Origin of the sequence: Metabacillus flavus (assembly GCF_018283675.1) — a bacterium.
Classification (GTDB): Bacteria; Bacillota; Bacilli; order Bacillales; family Bacillaceae; genus Metabacillus_B; species Metabacillus_B flavus.
Genome location: NZ_JAGVRK010000001.1, coordinates 3,152,260 through 3,168,967, shown reverse-complemented (window position 1 = coordinate 3,168,967; position 16,708 = coordinate 3,152,260). Strand labels below are relative to the sequence as shown.

Sequence of the window (16,708 nt, the reverse complement as noted above, 5' to 3'; positions counted from 1 at the left end):
TTTGGTTTTTAATTTGGGCTTAAAGAATGTTTTTAACCATGTGCTCTAACAATAAATAGTTAGGCTGATTGGAGTGGAAGGTGCGAGACTTCTTTGCTTAGAGCAGCGGGACCGGTGAGACCCCGCAGGCGCTTTATGCCGAGGAAGCTCACCGCCCGCCACGCGTAAAGCGAGTAACCTGCAGCGGAAATCAGCCATACCAGCCCCAATTTCAAACAGCAGGATTTAAGAAAGAATACTTTCTGGACAGTCCCTTTTTCTTTTTGATAAAAACCGCAACTTGTGATATACTTTTTACTTGCGTATATGTAGACCGAAATATAAAATTTTTAGGAGTGTTTAATGATGACAGCCACTTATGAAGTTGGAAATGTATATACAGGAAAAATTACAGGCATTCAGCCGTACGGAGCGTTTGTAGCGCTTGATGGCGATACTCAAGGCCTTGTTCATATTTCTGAAGTAACACATAGCTTTGTTAAGGATATTAACGAGCATTTGAAAGTTGGAGAGGAAGTTCAAGTGAAAGTTCTTTCCATCGACGAAAAAGCAGGCAAAATGAGCCTTTCAATCCGCGCCACTCAAGAAGCTCCTGAGCGTCCTGAAGTGAAAAAACAGCCAAGAAAGAAACAACCGGCTGCTTCAGCTGCTACTTCTTACTCTTCCGGTGATTCCGCACAAGGTTTCAACACACTGAAAGAAAAGCTTGAAGAATGGATCGAGCAATCCAAAAAATAATCAATAACTGTTAAAAGGCATCCGATTAGCCGGGTGCCTTTTTTGACGTTTTTTATTCGCCTTTTTCCGTAAACATTGCTGTTAAGGGTTAGGTAGGGGGAGGGTTGATTTTCTCTCCAGCTGCTCGGCTTCCTTTAAGCGGACGCTTAAGACTCCTCCTCTGAGCAGAGCGCCTGCGAGTAATGAGGCAGAAGGGGATATCAACTGCCAATAATAGGGCCAAAAGAAATGAGACTGTCTAAAAAGTCCTGCTCAGTGGAAATGATTGAAATCGAAACCCCCGGCCGCTGTGTGAGCATACCGGGGGTTTGTAATAGGTGCTTTGAGCAATTATGAGTTAGGCTGATTGAAGCATCCTGCAGCGGAAATCACCCAAAACCAATACAATTTCAAAAAGTGAAAGGAGCTTTGAAAACACTTGCTGGACTGCCATTCTCTTCCAGAGTATAAATTGTTACCTCATATCTGGCTTCGGCTCAGTGCGTCCAAGTTCCGCAGCTGGCTTGAAAAGAAGGCCAAGGTTGATCAATCCGGCAATTCCTACTAAGCCATAAATGATTCGGGACAGGGCTGCATTCTGTCCTCCGAAGATTGCGGCTACCAAATCAAATTGGAAAAAGCCGATCAATCCCCAGTTAACAGCTCCGATAATAGTAAGTACAAGTGCTGCACGCTGAATTCCACTCATGCACATAACCTCCTGTTGTTTGATTTATTCAATCTTAATTTGCGGAGTGCGGAAAAAATTATACACTGCTGATCTGAAAAATAGAGTCAATAAAATTTCAATTGAAGGAAAATACTAACCGAAGCGCATTTCTTTACAAAAGATTGGGCGAGGGTAGATAATACAGATGTAAATTTGAGGAGGCGAATTAAAATGGAAAATTTTACATACTACAATCCAACTAAGCTTATTTTCGGAAAAGGCCAGCTGGAGCAATTGAAGAACGAACTGCCTCAATACGGCAGCAAGGTTTTGCTTGTATATGGCGGCGGAAGCATTAAACGCAGCGGACTTTACGATCAGGTCATTTCTGTACTAAATGAAATGGGAGCGGAAGTATCTGAGCTTGCAGGAGTAGAACCGAATCCTCGCCTTACAACAGTAAGAAAAGGTGTGGACATCTGCAAAACTGAAGGAATTGAAGTCATTCTTGCAGTCGGAGGCGGAAGCGTTATTGACTGTACAAAAGCAATCGCAGCAGGCGCTAAGTACGATGGAGATGCATGGGATATTGTAACGAAAAAACATACTCCGGCTGACGCTCTTCCATTCGGAACAGTTCTTACACTTGCAGCGACAGGTTCAGAAATGAATTCAGGTTCTGTTATCACAAATTGGGAAACACAGGAGAAATACGGCTGGGGCAGCCCGCTTACATTCCCTAAATTCTCAATTCTTGATCCGGTTAATACTTTCACCGTGCCAAAAGACCACACTGTGTATGGCATTGTAGATATGATGTCCCATGTATTTGAGCAATACTTCCACCGTGCAACCAATACACCGCTGCAGGACCGCATGTGTGAATCCGTTCTAAAAACAGTCATTGAAACAGCACCAAAACTGCTGGAAGATCTTGAAAATTATGATCTTCGTGAAACCATTCTTTACAATGGTACAATTGCTCTTAATGGAACACTTCAAATGGGAGCACCTGGTGACTGGGCATCCCATAACATTGAGCATGCTGTATCAGCTGTTTACGATATCCCGCATGCGGGAGGATTGGCAATTCTTTTCCCTAACTGGATGAAGCACAATCTTAATGTGGATGTCAGCCGCTTTAAACAGCTTGCTGTTCGTGTGTTTGATGTGAATCCTGAAGGGAAAACGGATGAAGAAACAGCTCTTGAAGGAATCAGCCGTCTGCGTGATTTCTGGAGCAGCCTGGGTGCACCGACTCGTCTTGCTGATTACAGCATCAATGATGAGAACCTTGATGTGATTGCAGACAAAGCAATGATTTACGGTGAATTCGGACGTTTTAATCCGCTTAAAAAACAAGATGTAATCGACATTCTTCAAGCATCTCTATAAGAAGTGAAAAAGCTGATTTTCCATAGGGAAATCAGCTTTTTACGTAATTTCGTCATAGTGGAGAAACAGCGCCATAGTAATCATATCGGCATATACGCCATCTGCATAGCGGATTTCGCTGCGCATCCTGCCTTCTTCTTTGAACCCCAGAGTTTTATAAAGCTGTATGGCTTTATGATTATTTGAGAACACTTCCAGCGTTATCTTTTCAAGACCTTGTTCGCCTTTGCACCACTCGATCATTCTTCTCATTAATTCCTTGCCGATTCCATGGCCCTGAAAACTATTCTTGACGGAAATCCCGAAGGAACAGACGTGGTTTCTTCTGTTTCTTTTATGGCGGTTTACACTCAGCATTCCAATGAGACTTCGTCCTGAAAAGGCCAGTAAAATCATACCGCCGTCCTGATAGGTTTGTTTAATCCAGTATTCTTCATCCTCGATCGATGGATGATATTCACCGGCTTCACTGATCATATAAGGAGTTTCACCGAGGATTTTTTTAATATACCGTGTCATTTTAAAAGCATCTGCCTGCGTGGCAAAACGGATCATCGTTCTCATGGGTTCCTCCTAGAAAGGCTTGGAATCAGGAAAAATTTCCATCTAAATATTAATGTAACAGCTTTTTTGGAGGAGTCAAAAGAAAATTTGATCCTGGTATCGCTTTCATCTGTGGCTTGGCTTGATTTAAGGATTTAGTTTAGTTAAAGTGAAAGAGGCAAACAATTTAAGATTGGAGGATGAATACATGACACATGTTCGTTTTGATTATTCCAAAGCGCTGTCATTTTTCAGTGAGCACGAAGTTACATACCTGCGCGATTTTGTAAAAGTAGCGCATCATTCCATACACGAAAAAACAGGTGCCGGCAGCGATTACTTAGGCTGGGTAGACCTTCCTGTCAACTACGATAAAGAGGAATTCAGCCGCATTCAAAAGAGTGCAGCCAAAATTAAAGAAGATTCAGATGTGCTGGTTGTTATTGGAATCGGCGGATCTTATCTTGGAGCACGTGCTGCAATTGAAATGCTGAATCATTCTTTCTATAATGTTCTTTCAAAAGAAGACAGAAAGACTCCTCAGGTGATTTTCGCTGGAAATAACATTAGTTCCTCGTACATGAAAGACTTGATGGACGTTCTAAAAGGCAAAGATTTTTCAATTAATGTGATTTCCAAGTCTGGAACGACAACTGAACCAGCTCTTGCTTTCCGTATTTTCCGCAAGCTTTTAGAAGAGAAGTACGGAAAAGAAGAAGCACGCACACGCATTTATGCTACGACAGATAAAGCACGCGGTGCTCTTAAAACGCTTGCTGATGAAGAAGGCTATGAAAGCTTTGTGATTCCTGATGATGTGGGCGGACGCTATTCTGTATTAACAGCTGTAGGACTTCTACCGATTGCTGTAGCAGGAAACGACATTGAAGCAATGATGAAGGGTGCAGCGGATGCGATGAACGATTTCTCCAGTTCTGAGCTTGAAGAAAATGCTGCCTACCAATATGCCGCTGTCCGCAATGTTCTATACAGCAAAGGTAAAACAATCGAAATGCTGATTAACTATGAGCCGGGTCTTCAGTATTTCTCCGAGTGGTGGAAGCAGCTCTTCGGCGAAAGCGAAGGAAAAGACCAAAAAGGCATTTTCCCTTCTTCAGCTAATTTCTCAACGGACTTGCACTCTCTTGGACAATACGTTCAGGAAGGACGCAGAGATCTGTTTGAAACGGTCTTGAATGTGGAAAATTCCCGTCATGAATTGCTGATTGAAGAGGAAGACAATGACCTTGACGGCTTGAATTACCTTGCAGGCAAAAACGTGGACTTTGTTAATAAAAGGGCGTTTGAAGGAACGATGCTAGCTCATACAGACGGAGACGTTCCAAACCTGATTGTCAATGTTCCAGAGATGGATGCTTATACATTTGGCTATCTTGCGTACTTCTTTGAGATCGCCTGCGCGATGAGCGGCTATCTTCTTGGCGTCAATCCATTTGATCAGCCTGGTGTAGAAGCGTACAAAGTCAACATGTTCGCATTGCTTGGAAAACCTGGATTTGAAGAGAAGAAAGCAGAGCTTGAAAAACGCTTAAAATAAGTAACAAAAGGAACTGTCCAATTTTGGGCAGTTCCTTTTTGCATGAAACCCTGTGTAAAGGAAAACCTACCTTTTAAAACGGAGGTGTTCCCATGATTGAAATTCCTTCAAAGCTTGAAGGCCAGCAGTTTAATTTATTTGATCTGGAGTCAGAGCTCAAACCCCTTGGATATTCCATTGGCGGGGGCTGGGACTATGAAAAAGGATCGTTTGATTACAAAATAGATGATGAAGTGGGGTATCAGTTCTTGAGGCTTCCATTCTTTGCAGCAAGCGGGGCCCTGGACTCAAAAAATACAACAGTAAAGCTCGGTACTCCTTATTTATTGTCTCATAAATATCAAATTGGTCTCGATGATCATGCAAGGATCGGCAATTTCCAAGCATCCTTTAATCAATTTTCGGAGCCGCAGGATAAGGATGCTTCTTTCCCCGAGAAGTATATTGACCTTGGGAAATCATTAGTAAAAGAACTTGAAACGGTTCTTCTTTCCGAATAAAGGAGTTGCCTGAAAAGCCTGCTTTAGAGGATATATCTCCAATGAAACCGAAGACTGCTCGAAGTATGAGCGTTCTCCGGTTTTTATATGTACCTGCAGCGGGACAGCTGAGACCCCGGAGGCGCTTTGCTGCTTTAGGAGGATCACCGCCCGCCCAAGTATAAGCGAGCTGCCTGCAGCGGAAATCAGCCATTACAAGACATTTTCCAAAAGCAAAATTTACAAAAACAGATTAATACTGCTTTCTGGTTTAGCAAATAAACAGGATCGCCTTATCCCCTTCGTGTACGGTGAACTCGGCTGCCGGGTTATAGATTAGCTGATCATCGCGTTTTATTCCCACGAGTATGCTTCTGTGTTCAAGAAAGTAGAGGCTAAGATCCTTGAAAGGGGTCTCGCACAGAGGAATAGGGATATCAATCACCTCGATATGCTTCCCTTCACCCGGATTGACCATCTCTGTACTTTCCCGGATGGAATGCTTGTGCAGGACTCCATTTACCATAATGTGACTGGACAACTCGAATGTTTTAACGATTTCATCTGCTCCTGCACGAATAGCATTTGCAGCCTGATGGGCTGTTTGAATTTCTGCAATGGTATATGTATCAGGGTTTAGTCCTTTTACTGCAAGTATGATTAGTATGGTTTGCATATCCGCTTCTGTTTCATTTTTATGCTGATCAGAAGTGATGACAACAGTCCTGGCATTGGCTGAGTTTGCATGAAGCAGTGTGCTGTCCTGTATAGCAGGTCCTTTGATAAAGTGGATGTGGTCAATCGGAGATTCCTCTAGCGTCTGATCGATTAATACGATTTTCTGTTCAGGTGTCGCTTTCATCATGGAGCGGATCATCTCAGCAGATTTTGCATTCCATCCTACAATAATGACATGGTCTTTGCTTTTGAACATGAGTCTCCCCCTTTTATAGCTATGCTGAAGCTCCACAGCCGCTGCTGCAAAAGTAGCGAAAAAAGCTGTAGCGAAAGCTGCCCCAAGCAATATAATCAGCATTCCCACCGCTTTTCCCGCTATGGTTTTTGGGACGAGATCACCAAATCCAACTGTAGAAATTGTTACAACTGTCCACCATAAACCATCGAAAAGAGTGGGATAGGTTTCAGGCTCAACCCATGTCATGATCATACTGAAAATCAAAATCAGCAGCAGAACAAATAACGCGATCCGGGCATAAATAGGAAGCTTCTGCCAAGCCGTAATAAAGCGGCTTTTACTCATTTACTTTTCCTGCTTTGTTATCTGTGAAGGAGAGAAACTCTTTAATTAAAGTATTGATCTTGTTCTCAATTGTTTTTTCACCATAAATCTCGATTGCCTTAAGTATCACCTGCTCCGTCTCGGTAGTAAAACGGAGGATTGGTTTGTCTTCTTCCGATTGATTATATATCTGGATAAATACATCCAGTGCCTCATTCATTTGATCAATTGCTTCGCTAAGGTTTTCCTTCTCTTTCCCTGAGATTTTCATGGTTTCACCTTCTGCATCCATTCTTTATTGTGTAGTATGCACTTGTTTATCCATCTTCTTTCTGGATAACTGCGAAAAAAACTGCAGAAACTAGCAGGAGCAATGTTAACAGAGAAGCAGGGAGAAGGAGCTGTATAAAAATGATTGGGATCAATTTATTTTTAGTGTTTTTATTAATCGCCGCAACTGCCTTTTTTGTGGCAACAGAATTCGCCGTCGTAAAAGTCCGCAAATCACGCATTGACCAGCTCGTCGCAGAAGGGAACAAGAATGCCGTCTATGTAGAAAAGGCAATCAATAACCTTGATGAGGCACTTTCTGCCTGCCAGCTTGGAATTACAATCACCGCTCTCGGTTTGGGGTGGCTCGGGGAACCTACAGTGGAAAAGCTTCTTCATCCTCTCTTTCACAAATTAGCCTTGCAAGAACCGCTATCATCTATTCTTTCTTTTGTGATTGCTTTTGCTGCTGTAACATTTCTGCACGTAGTTATTGGTGAACTTGCCCCTAAAACCGTAGCGATTCAAAAAGCGGAGGAAGTCACCCTTCTATTTGCAAGACCGCTGCTGTTATTTTATAAAATCATGTTTCCCTTCATTAAAGCGTTAAACGGGTCAGCAAGAGTCATTGTAAGACTGTTCGGTTTCCATCAGGCATCCGAACATGAAGTAGCCCTTAGTGAAGAAGAACTGAGAATCATTTTATCCGAAAGCTTTGAAAAAGGAGAAATCAATCAGTCAGAGTACAAATATGTGAATAAAATCTTTGAATTTGATAACCGGCTGGCGAGAGAAATTATGGTGCCGAGAACGGAAATGGTAACAGTTGACTTAAATGAAAGCGTCCGTGAAAACATGGAAATCATGAGAAATGAACGGTACACAAGATACCCGGTGCAGGCAGAGGATAAAGACAATATTGTGGGAATCATTAATATTAAAGAAGTCTTTCATGCGCTGTATATTAGCAAGGATGTTAAAATGGCAGACATGATTCGGCCGGTCATTAAAGTAATTGAAACCATTCCCATTCAGGATTTGCTGATCCGGATGCAAAAAGACCGAATTCATTTAGCCATATTAGTCGATGAATATGGCGGAACTGCGGGTCTTGTCACTGTGGAGGATATCGTTGAGGAAATCGTCGGGGATATCAGGGATGAATTTGATACAGATGAGCAGCCTTATATCAGGAAAATCGCCGATGGACACTACATTGCGGATGGGAAAATTTTATTAGAGGAAATGAATGACCTGCTCGGTACGGAGCTTGAAGAAGAAGAAGTGGACACATTAGGAGGATGGATTCTGACGAAGAAAATTGATATTCAGCAGGGTGAATCCATTTCCGAAGGGACGCTGACATTCCTGGTAATGGAAATAGAAGGGCACCATATTAAGCTGATTGAAGTAAAACAATCGAAGTCAAGGCGGTCCCCCGAGGTAAACAGTAAAGACTGCTAAAAAGAAATTCCATTGTATTCAATCCATATTTCTGATAGCATTATTCTGTTATTCTGCACTTATTAGAGATATTGGATGGAGGTTCATTTATGAAAGCCTATCGCTTTCCGATTATCCTTTTATCTTCCATCATCATTGGAGCGATAATAGGATTGATTTTTGGAGAAAAAGCCGTTGTACTTAAGCCATTCGGCGACATATTTTTAAATGCAATGTTTACCGTTGTTGTTCCATTAGTATTCTTTACAATTGCTTCGTCCATCGCAAAGATGGGAGGCACGAAGCGTCTTGGAAAAATCATGGGGAGCATGCTTGGTGTATTTTTATTTACGGGGCTGATTGCTGCTCTTTACATGCTCGTAATCGTGAATATTTTCCCGCCTGCTGAAGGTGTGAATATGAAATTTGAAAAGCCTGAAGCAGTTGAAGAGGTGAGTCTTGCTGATCAGATCGTAAGCACGTTTACGGTTCCTGATTTTGCCGATCTTTTCTCAAGGAGCAATATGCTGTCCCTTATCGTTTTCTCTGTTCTTCTTGGGATTGCTGTTTCTGCCATCGGTGAAAAAGGGAAGCCGTTTTCAGCATTTCTTACATCCGGTTCTGAAGTGATGATGAAGATCGTTTCTTATATCATGTATTATGCACCGATTGGATTGGGCGCTTATTTTGCCACTCTTGTTGGGGAATATGGTCCAATGCTGCTTGGAACCTATTTTAAATCAGGAATTCTATATTATATTTCAGCGTTCATTTATTTCTTTGCTGCGTTTACGGTCTATGCATTCATGGCAGGGAAAAAACAGGGTATTAAAGTATTTTGGAGCAACATGCTCTCGCCAACCGTTACCTCTCTTGCTACCTGTTCAAGTGCTGCTTCCATTCCGGTAAATCTGGAAGCATCGAAGAAAATGGGAATTGCGCCTGACATCAGTGAAACAACGATTCCTCTTGGAGCTGCCCTTCATAAAGACGGTTCCGTTCTCGGAGGCGTACTGAAAATCGTTTTCCTTTTCGGGATTTTTGGAAAAGAATTCGCTGATTTTGGCACGATGACAAGCATTGTGCTGGTTGCGATTCTCGTTGGAACGGTTATGGGAGCTATTCCAAGCGGCGGAATGATAGGGGAAATGCTGATTCTAACCCTTTACGGTTTCCCGCCGGAAGCATTGCCGATTATCGCGGCTATTTCGACCATCATTGATCCTCCTGCAACCATGCTGAATGTAACGGGTGATAATGCAGCAGGAATGCTCGTATCACGATTGGTTGAAGGGAAAAACTGGATGAAGAAACAAGCCGGACGAATTTCTTCTAAAACTGCCTGAAAACGATTGTTTAACCATTATAAGCTCAGAAACTTCTGGGCTTTTTTTGCACCTTCGTTTTTGCCAATAAAATATGTTCAATCTTTAACATTTTTAGAGTATAATATGGTTTAGAAATTTATCTTATGTTTTTTAAAAATGTAAGCGAATACTTTATAGGGCAGCAGTCCCTTTGATAAAAGGAGTGTCATAAATGAAACGCATCTGGTGGAAAGAAGCGGTCGCGTATCAAATTTATCCGCGCAGCTTTATGGATTCAAACGGCGATGGAATTGGAGATATTAAGGGAATCATCTCAAAATTGGATTATTTACAGGACCTTGGAATCGATGTCATATGGATTTGCCCGATTTTCAAGTCTCCTAATGCGGATAATGGATATGATATTAGCGACTATCAGGATATCATGGAAGACTTCGGAACGATGGAGGATTTCGATTTGCTCCTCAAAGAGGTTCATGCCCGCGGTATGAAATTGATTCTGGATCTTGTAGTGAATCACTCGAGTGATGAGCACCCTTGGTTTATTGAGTCCCGTTCTTCTAAAGATAATCCAAAGAGAGACTGGTATATTTGGAGAGACGGCAAAGACGGCAAGGAGCCGAACAACTGGGAAAGTATCTTTAGCGGGTCCTCATGGGAGCTGGATGAAAAGACTGGTCAGTACTATTTGCACGTTTTTGCAGCGAAGCAGCCGGATTTGAACTGGAAAAATAAAGACATGCGCACGGCTGTCTACGATATGATCAATTGGTGGCTGGATAAAGGGATTGACGGCTTCCGAGTGGATGCAATCTCGCACATTAATAAAAAAGAAAACTTCCCGGACCTGCCAAACCCTCATGGACTGGATTACGTATCTTCATTTGACTATCATATGAATGTAGATGGAATTATGGAGTATTTAACTGAGCTGAAAGCGCAAACGTTTGCGCGTTATGACATCATGACAGTTGGAGAAGCAAACGGTGTAAAGCTGTCTCAGGCTGAAGAATGGGTGGGAGATGAAGATGGAATCTTCAACATGATCTTCCAATTTGAGCACCTTGGTCTTTGGGATAATGGAACAGAAGGACATGTCGACCTTGTCGAATTGAAAAAGACATTAACGAAATGGCAAAAGGGTCTTGAAGGAAACGGCTGGAACGCTCTTTTCCTTGAAAATCATGATCAGCCGCGTTCTGTTTCCACATGGGGAAATGATACAGAATATTTGACAGAGAGTGCAAAGTCTCTTGCTGCGATGTACTTTTTAATGCAAGGAACTCCGTTCATTTATCAGGGTCAGGAACTTGGCATGACGAATGTACGCTTCCCGTCCATTGACGATTATGATGATGTAGCCATGAAAAATCTTTACAAGTTTGAAACGGCTAAAGGGCGTCCTCACCAGGAAATCATGGAAATCATCTGGCTGAAGGGACGCGACAATTCCCGGACTCCAATGCAGTGGAATAATGAAAAAAATGGCGGATTTACTGCAGGTACACCATGGTTTGGAGTGAACGAAAACTATGACACCATTAATGTTGAAAAACAAATGGCAGATCCGGATTCTGTTTATCACTTCTTCAAGGAATTGATTCAAATCCGGAAAGAGAATGAGGTATTTGTATACGGAGATTACGATCTGATTTTGCCGGAAGACAAACAAATTTATGCGTATACTCGAACACTGGGACCTCAAAAGGCGCTTATTATCAGCAATATCAGCTCTAAGCCGGCTTTCTATCAATTCAGCGCTCTGCCGCTATCAAGCGAAGCCCTTCTGCTTTCCAACTATGAGTGCGGCTCGCATAAACACATGACTTCAGAAACACTGAAACCTTACGAAACTCGCGTCTATCTTTTTGCAGAATAAAATGGTATATTCGACCTAGTTCGACGCCGTTTTCATTCTTTAAGGATATAACGGCTCATTAAGCAAATGGATTATCCTTTGCTTTTTGGGCCTTTTTTTATTCTCCTTAATCCTCACGTTTTAAAATGGAAATATCGGTAAAATAAAGTTGATCTTTAAACAATAGGAGTATCTCAATGGAAAAATATAAAGCAAAATTGCTTGAAAATATCCGAAAGCAACTTCAAAGCTGGTATAAGGTAACGGAAGAGATCAACGGAAAAGAGCTGGATAAATTCCTTCATTCCCTTGCTGGCACAGCGCCGACAATCGGTCTGCAGAAAATCGGGGATGCGGCAAATCTCCTCATGAAAAAGTATAAAGAGATTCCTGAAGAAATGTGGTCTGCGGAATCAATCCAGCAATTCCTTTCTCCATTATTAGCCGTTGCTTATGATGAGGATGCAGTGGATCTTAAAGGGGAAGCACTCTCTAAAAAATACACCCCTGAAGAGAAGGATCTTATTATGCTCATAGACGATGATCCAGCTCTACTAATCTATTTAAAAGACAAATTGGAGAATGAAGGATTTACAGTGATGGCTTTTACGGAAGCCAAAAAAGCATTAAAGGCATTCTTTGATCTCGATCCCTCCTGTGTCATTATCGATGTCCATATGCAGGAGAAAAGCGGTCTGGAGATTCTGGAAGAATTTAAGAGGTACACCAATTTTCGGTTTATCCCGGCAGTTATGATTAGTGTTGATGATTCAAAGGAAACGAGAATGAAAAGCTACCAGCTGGATGCGGATGATTTTATTCCTAAGCCATTTGAAATGGACGAATTAATCGTACGGGTGAGAAGACTTGTTACGAAGAAAAAGCACTTGAAGGAACTGATTATGCTGGATGAACTGACCCGTGTCTATACGAGAAAGCATCTAAGCCCGTCTTTTAAACGCATCGCTGAACAAATGAATCGTGAGCAACAGCCTTTTAGTGCGGCAATGATTGATTTGGATCATTTTAAATCTATCAATGATACATATGGCCATCTTATGGGAGACCGGGTCCTGGCCGGGTTTGCGAATCTGCTGAAGCAAAATCTCAGGACTGGTGATCTTCCATTTCGGTATGGGGGGGAAGAATTTCTCATTTTATTTCCAAGGACGGATGTAAAAACGGCCAGCCTGGTTTTGAATAGAGTTCTTAATCGCTTTATGGACCATCCATTTGAAACAGATGGTGAATCATTCCGAGTCTCCTTTTCAGCGGGGGTCTCTGCGGCGTGCTTATCGGAGGGACTGGAGAATACGGTCAAGGCAGCAGATCATGCTTTATATAAAGCAAAACAGACAGGACGCGCAAAAACTATAGCGGCTGAAGCTTTGGCTCCCATTGAAGCCGTGCGTAAAAAACTGCGTTTTGCAGTCGTTGATGACGACCCGATTATTCGGACGATTCTTCAAGACCTATTCCAAAATAGCAGCTTAAATGAAAAATTTCTTTTGGATGTCCAAGCCTTCGAAGACGGATTGCAATTTCTGCAGTCAGAATGGCATCTTAAAGATCCAGAATCTTCGTCCTTCATTGTGCTTGACGGAATGATGCCGGAAATTGACGGGATTGAAGTGCTCAAAGTCATACGGAGTCTCAAACATCAAGAACGTTTTACGGTCGTTATGCTAACAAACAGGACAAGTGAAGAGGACATTACAACCGCCTTGAAGCTTGGAGCAGATGATTATTTAACGAAGCCGTTTAAATTAGCAGAGATCGAATCAAGAATATTCCACCTTATTAAGAAAATCAGCAGCTAAAAACAAAAGGTAAAGAATGAGCCTTTTTAGGCCGATAAATAGTAAGAGAACAAAAAGCGGCTATATGCAGCTAAGGGGGATTAATTATGGCTCGCCTTTTACTTGCTGAGGATGAAGAAGTTTTACGGATGCTCGTATCTGACACATTGGAAGATGACGGACATGAAATCGATGAGGCTTGTGACGGAGAAGAAGCATTGAACAAAATAATGGCTCATGATTACGATTTAATCGTGCTTGATTATATGATGCCGGTCTTTACGGGACTTGAAGTAATTGTAAAAGTCAGAGCTATACCCGAAAAGAAACATTCCATGATTCTAATGCTCAGTGCAAAAAGCCAAGTATCAGACCAGCGGGCGGCAATGGATGCGGGAGCCGATTATTTCATGGCAAAGCCATTCAGCCCAATCCAGCTCTCTGAAAAAATAGAGGAGATCCTGAAGTAGAATGAAGAAAAGTCTGACCAGGCAATTCAGTTTTTTAACCATTTCCATTCTGTTAATCTGCGTTTCCCTTTTTACATTTTTTTTAATGAATCAAAATAGAGAAGCTTCATTGTTTAGTGAAAACAATAAAGAGCTAAATAAAAAAGAAAACCTGGCCATTGAATTGGATTATGGTTTTAATTTGGCCATTTCCGAGTTCCGTGCCTACTTTGCCTTTGGAAACGAGGGGTCAGAATCCACTTATAAAAGCAATGCAGCAAAACAGCAGGAGGAAGTCCGGCTGACATTAGAAAAACTTGAAAAAAGTGCAAGTGAAAAAGAAGACCTGGCTTTCTATCAGGCAGCACAAGCTTTCTATCAATATTATTTTGAAGAGGCAACTCCAAAAGCGGTTAAACTCTATGAGTCCGGGGACCGCAAAGCTGTAACCCAGCTTGCCATCCAAGGCGGAGGTTCTGAAAACGTCCGGAAATTCCAGGAAAGTATGAAAAATTACCGTGTAAGTCTGGACAGAAAACTTGAAGAAAATGAACATCTATATACAAAAGGACTGCAAAACAGACAGATCAGCTTTTCTATTCTGCTAATTGTTCTGCTGGGAGGCATGTCCTTCCTAATCAGATTATTAACAAGAAGAATCAGTAAACCTTTAGTTGAGCTTACCGCAGCGGCGAGCAACATAGCTTCGGGCAGGGAAGTGCTGTTTGAGAACCGTACGAGCCGGGATGACGAACTGGGTGTTCTTCATCAGGCATTTGAACGGATGAGCTACAGCATCCATGAAAAAGAGCAGGATTTAAGCGCTCAAAATGAAGAACTCGTTGCCCAGCAGGATGAGCTGCAGGCTCAGCAGGCTGAGCTTGAGGAAGTACTGGATCAAATGAAGGACAGAGAAAATCAGCTGAAGCTCCGGAATGAGTTGATTAACGGAATTTCAAATACGCTTGATAAAAATGAGCTGCTTAAGAGCATTATAGCCTCACTGGCGCCGATAGCGCGTGCAGACAAAGCCATGATCGTTCTTATGAATCAAAATAGGGAATATGCTTCTGCCGGTGTAGAGGACTTCGAGGCCGAACAATTCCTTCAAAATCTTCATTCAGGTTTCACAAAAAAATTAATAGAAAACCGCAAGCCCTTCACCGTGAAAAGAGAAATGATTCCATCAGAAAAGGGCTATCACCAAACTCTCATGTACTGCTTTGATTTGTTTTTGCCTGTGTATTCTTCAGCCGGAGATCTTGAAGCCGTCCTCCTTTTCACCAGGTATTCAGGAGAATTTTCACAGGACGAAATAAATAACTATACGACATTGGCAAAAAGCATTTCTATTTCATTAGAAAAGGTTAAGCTGTACGAGCAGACAGAGGAAGAGAGACAGCTAAACAGAGATATTATGAACACGGTCCATGAAGGCATCCAGCTCGTTGATACAAGGGGTACCATCCTGCTGATGAATAAAACCATGCACGAACTGATCCAGGAATGGGAGGAAAAGCCGGCAGAAAAAACACCATTTAGTAAATGGCTGGCTTTATTCGAACCGAACATTGAAGATCAAGCAGGATTTAGGAGGTTTTTCCAAAAGGCTGTATTTGCTGAAACGAATGGCCATGAAAGTGAGCCCTTCCACTACCAGCTTCGCGAAGGTTCGGGTACCAGGGTCATTAAAGTATATGTAGAGCCTCTTTACAGAATGGACCATCGAATTGGAACCGTAATGGTTCACCGCGATATTACCCATGAGTATGAAGTGGATAAAATGAAATCGGAATTCGTCAGCACGGTAAGCCATGAGCTTCGGACGCCGCTTGCAAGCGTACTCGGGTTTACAGAACTAATGCTGCATAAAGAGCTCAAACCAGAACGCCAGAAAAAATATTTAACAACTATTTTCCAGGAAGCAAAGCGGCTCACATCTTTGATTAATGACTTTCTGGATGTCCAGCGAATGGAAGCCGGAAAACAAACCTATGAAAAGAAATATGATGATTTGTTTCCCCTCCTGCAGCAGCTGGCTGAATTGCAGCAAGTTCACGCTGCTCAGCATTTGATAAAACTGGAACGAATGACAGAGCAAACACTAGTGCTCGGAGACAAAGATAAACTGTCACAGGTATTCAGCAACCTGATTAGCAACGCAATCAAATATTCCCCTAATGGAGGAAATATCGAAATTTTGGTATACGAAGAAGAACAGTACTTGAATATCTCCGTAAAAGATGAAGGGCTGGGGATTCCTCCAGAAGCGATGGATAAATTATTCAATAAGTTTTACAGAGTCGACAACTCCGATCGCCGAAGAATCGGCGGAACAGGTCTTGGACTTGCCATAGTAAAAGAGATTGTCAAAGCCCATGAAGGAATGATCAGCATCCAATCTGAGCTGGGAAAAGGCAGTGTATTCACAGTACGCCTCCCGCTCGTTATCCAAATGGCAAGTGAATCTTATGAGGAACCGTCATCAGACCATAACTGCACCAATGTAATCATTATTGAGGATGACCTGAATCTGGCGAATTTGCTTAAGACCGAGCTTGAGGAGAGCCGTTTAAAGGTTGAAATATTCACAAACGGAAAAGAAGCACTGCGCCAAATCAGAGAGCAGCGTCCAGACGCCGTCGTACTGGATATTATGCTAGATGACCCTTCCTACACAGGATGGGACGTGCTCGAGGAAGTAAAAGGATGTGAAAAATTGAAGCAAATGCCGATCTTCATTTCATCGGCCCTTGAAGAGAAAGAAAAAGGCATTGAGCTTGGGGCAAGCGATTATCTTGTTAAGCCATACCAGCCGAGCCTTTTATCAAAACTCATTCTTCAAACCCTCCTGCAGCGGGACTTGAATGGACAAATATTAATTCCGGCAAGCGAAATGGACTAATTGGAAAGACACCCGTTAAGTGGCGGGTGTCTTTTTCTTGGTATTAAATAAGAT

General features: G+C 42.2%; 14 protein-coding genes. 10 read left to right on the top strand and 4 right to left on the bottom strand.

The window, feature by feature from the left end:
* The first annotated feature begins 345 nt into the window (after positions 1–345).
* Positions 346–738 carry a S1 domain-containing post-transcriptional regulator GSP13 gene (yugI, locus tag J9317_RS16255; RefSeq protein ID WP_035412386.1) on the top strand — a complete coding sequence of 131 codons (393 nt, stop codon included), beginning with the start codon at positions 346–348 and terminating at the stop codon, positions 736–738.
* Positions 739–1,192: 454 nt separating this feature from the next.
* Here the strand turns inward: yugI and J9317_RS16250 are convergent, their stop codons facing one another.
* The gene (locus J9317_RS16250; RefSeq protein ID WP_211560343.1) at positions 1,193–1,426 is read right to left on the bottom strand and encodes a DUF378 domain-containing protein; all 234 of its coding nucleotides are present in this window, start codon (positions 1,424–1,426) and stop codon (positions 1,193–1,195) included.
* A gap of 192 nt (positions 1,427–1,618) precedes the next feature.
* Between J9317_RS16250 and J9317_RS16245 the strand changes: the two genes are divergently transcribed.
* Positions 1,619–2,782, top strand: coding sequence for an iron-containing alcohol dehydrogenase (locus tag J9317_RS16245; protein WP_211560340.1), 1,164 nt, complete (start codon positions 1,619–1,621; stop codon positions 2,780–2,782).
* A 39-nt stretch (positions 2,783–2,821) separates the two neighbouring features.
* On the opposite strand, the gene J9317_RS16240 is transcribed toward J9317_RS16245, so the two are convergent.
* Positions 2,822–3,346 carry a GNAT family N-acetyltransferase gene (locus tag J9317_RS16240; protein ID WP_211560338.1) on the bottom strand — a complete coding sequence of 175 codons (525 nt, stop codon included), beginning with the start codon at positions 3,344–3,346 and terminating at the stop codon, positions 2,822–2,824.
* A 187-nt stretch (positions 3,347–3,533) separates the two neighbouring features.
* Here J9317_RS16240 and J9317_RS16235 point away from each other — a divergent pair, with 187 nt between their 5' ends.
* Together J9317_RS16235 and J9317_RS16230 are read left to right on the top strand one after the other, a co-directional pair.
* Complete coding sequence (locus J9317_RS16235) at positions 3,534–4,883, top strand: glucose-6-phosphate isomerase (protein WP_211560323.1); 1,350 nt, start codon at positions 3,534–3,536, stop codon at positions 4,881–4,883.
* A gap of 92 nt (positions 4,884–4,975) precedes the next feature.
* Positions 4,976–5,383 (top strand): YugN-like family protein, encoded by a 408-nt coding sequence (locus J9317_RS16230; protein ID WP_211560321.1) that lies wholly within the window; start codon positions 4,976–4,978, stop codon positions 5,381–5,383.
* Positions 5,384–5,633: 250 nt separating this feature from the next.
* On the opposite strand, the gene J9317_RS16225 is transcribed toward J9317_RS16230, so the two are convergent.
* Complete coding sequence (locus tag J9317_RS16225; RefSeq protein ID WP_211560319.1) at positions 5,634–6,623, bottom strand: potassium channel family protein; 990 nt, start codon at positions 6,621–6,623, stop codon at positions 5,634–5,636.
* Positions 6,616–6,873, bottom strand: a complete 258-nt coding sequence (locus J9317_RS16220) for a hypothetical protein (RefSeq protein WP_211560317.1) — start codon at positions 6,871–6,873, stop codon at positions 6,616–6,618. Before J9317_RS16220 ends, J9317_RS16225 begins: the two co-directional genes overlap by 8 nt.
* Before the next feature lie 140 nt (positions 6,874–7,013).
* On the opposite strand from J9317_RS16220, the gene J9317_RS16215 reads away from it, so the two are divergent.
* From J9317_RS16215 to J9317_RS16190, 6 genes are all read left to right on the top strand, one after another.
* Entirely contained in the window at positions 7,014–8,336 is a 1,323-nt protein-coding gene (locus tag J9317_RS16215) for a hemolysin family protein (RefSeq protein ID WP_211560315.1), read from the top strand.
* An 89-nt stretch (positions 8,337–8,425) separates the two neighbouring features.
* The gene (locus tag J9317_RS16210; protein WP_211560313.1) at positions 8,426–9,661 is read left to right on the top strand and encodes a dicarboxylate/amino acid:cation symporter; all 1,236 of its coding nucleotides are present in this window, start codon (positions 8,426–8,428) and stop codon (positions 9,659–9,661) included.
* A gap of 193 nt (positions 9,662–9,854) precedes the next feature.
* On the top strand, positions 9,855–11,522 hold the full coding sequence (locus tag J9317_RS16205) for a glycoside hydrolase family 13 protein (protein WP_211560310.1): 1,668 nt from the start codon (positions 9,855–9,857) through the stop codon (positions 11,520–11,522).
* A 176-nt stretch (positions 11,523–11,698) separates the two neighbouring features.
* Entirely contained in the window at positions 11,699–13,321 is a 1,623-nt protein-coding gene (locus J9317_RS16200; RefSeq protein ID WP_211560308.1) for a GGDEF domain-containing response regulator, read from the top strand.
* An 86-nt stretch (positions 13,322–13,407) separates the two neighbouring features.
* Positions 13,408–13,770 (top strand): response regulator transcription factor, encoded by a 363-nt coding sequence (locus tag J9317_RS16195; RefSeq protein WP_211560306.1) that lies wholly within the window; start codon positions 13,408–13,410, stop codon positions 13,768–13,770.
* Between the two features lies 1 nt (position 13,771).
* Positions 13,772–16,654 (top strand): ATP-binding protein, encoded by a 2,883-nt coding sequence (locus J9317_RS16190; protein WP_211560304.1) that lies wholly within the window; start codon positions 13,772–13,774, stop codon positions 16,652–16,654.
* Positions 16,655–16,708 lie beyond the last annotated feature (54 nt).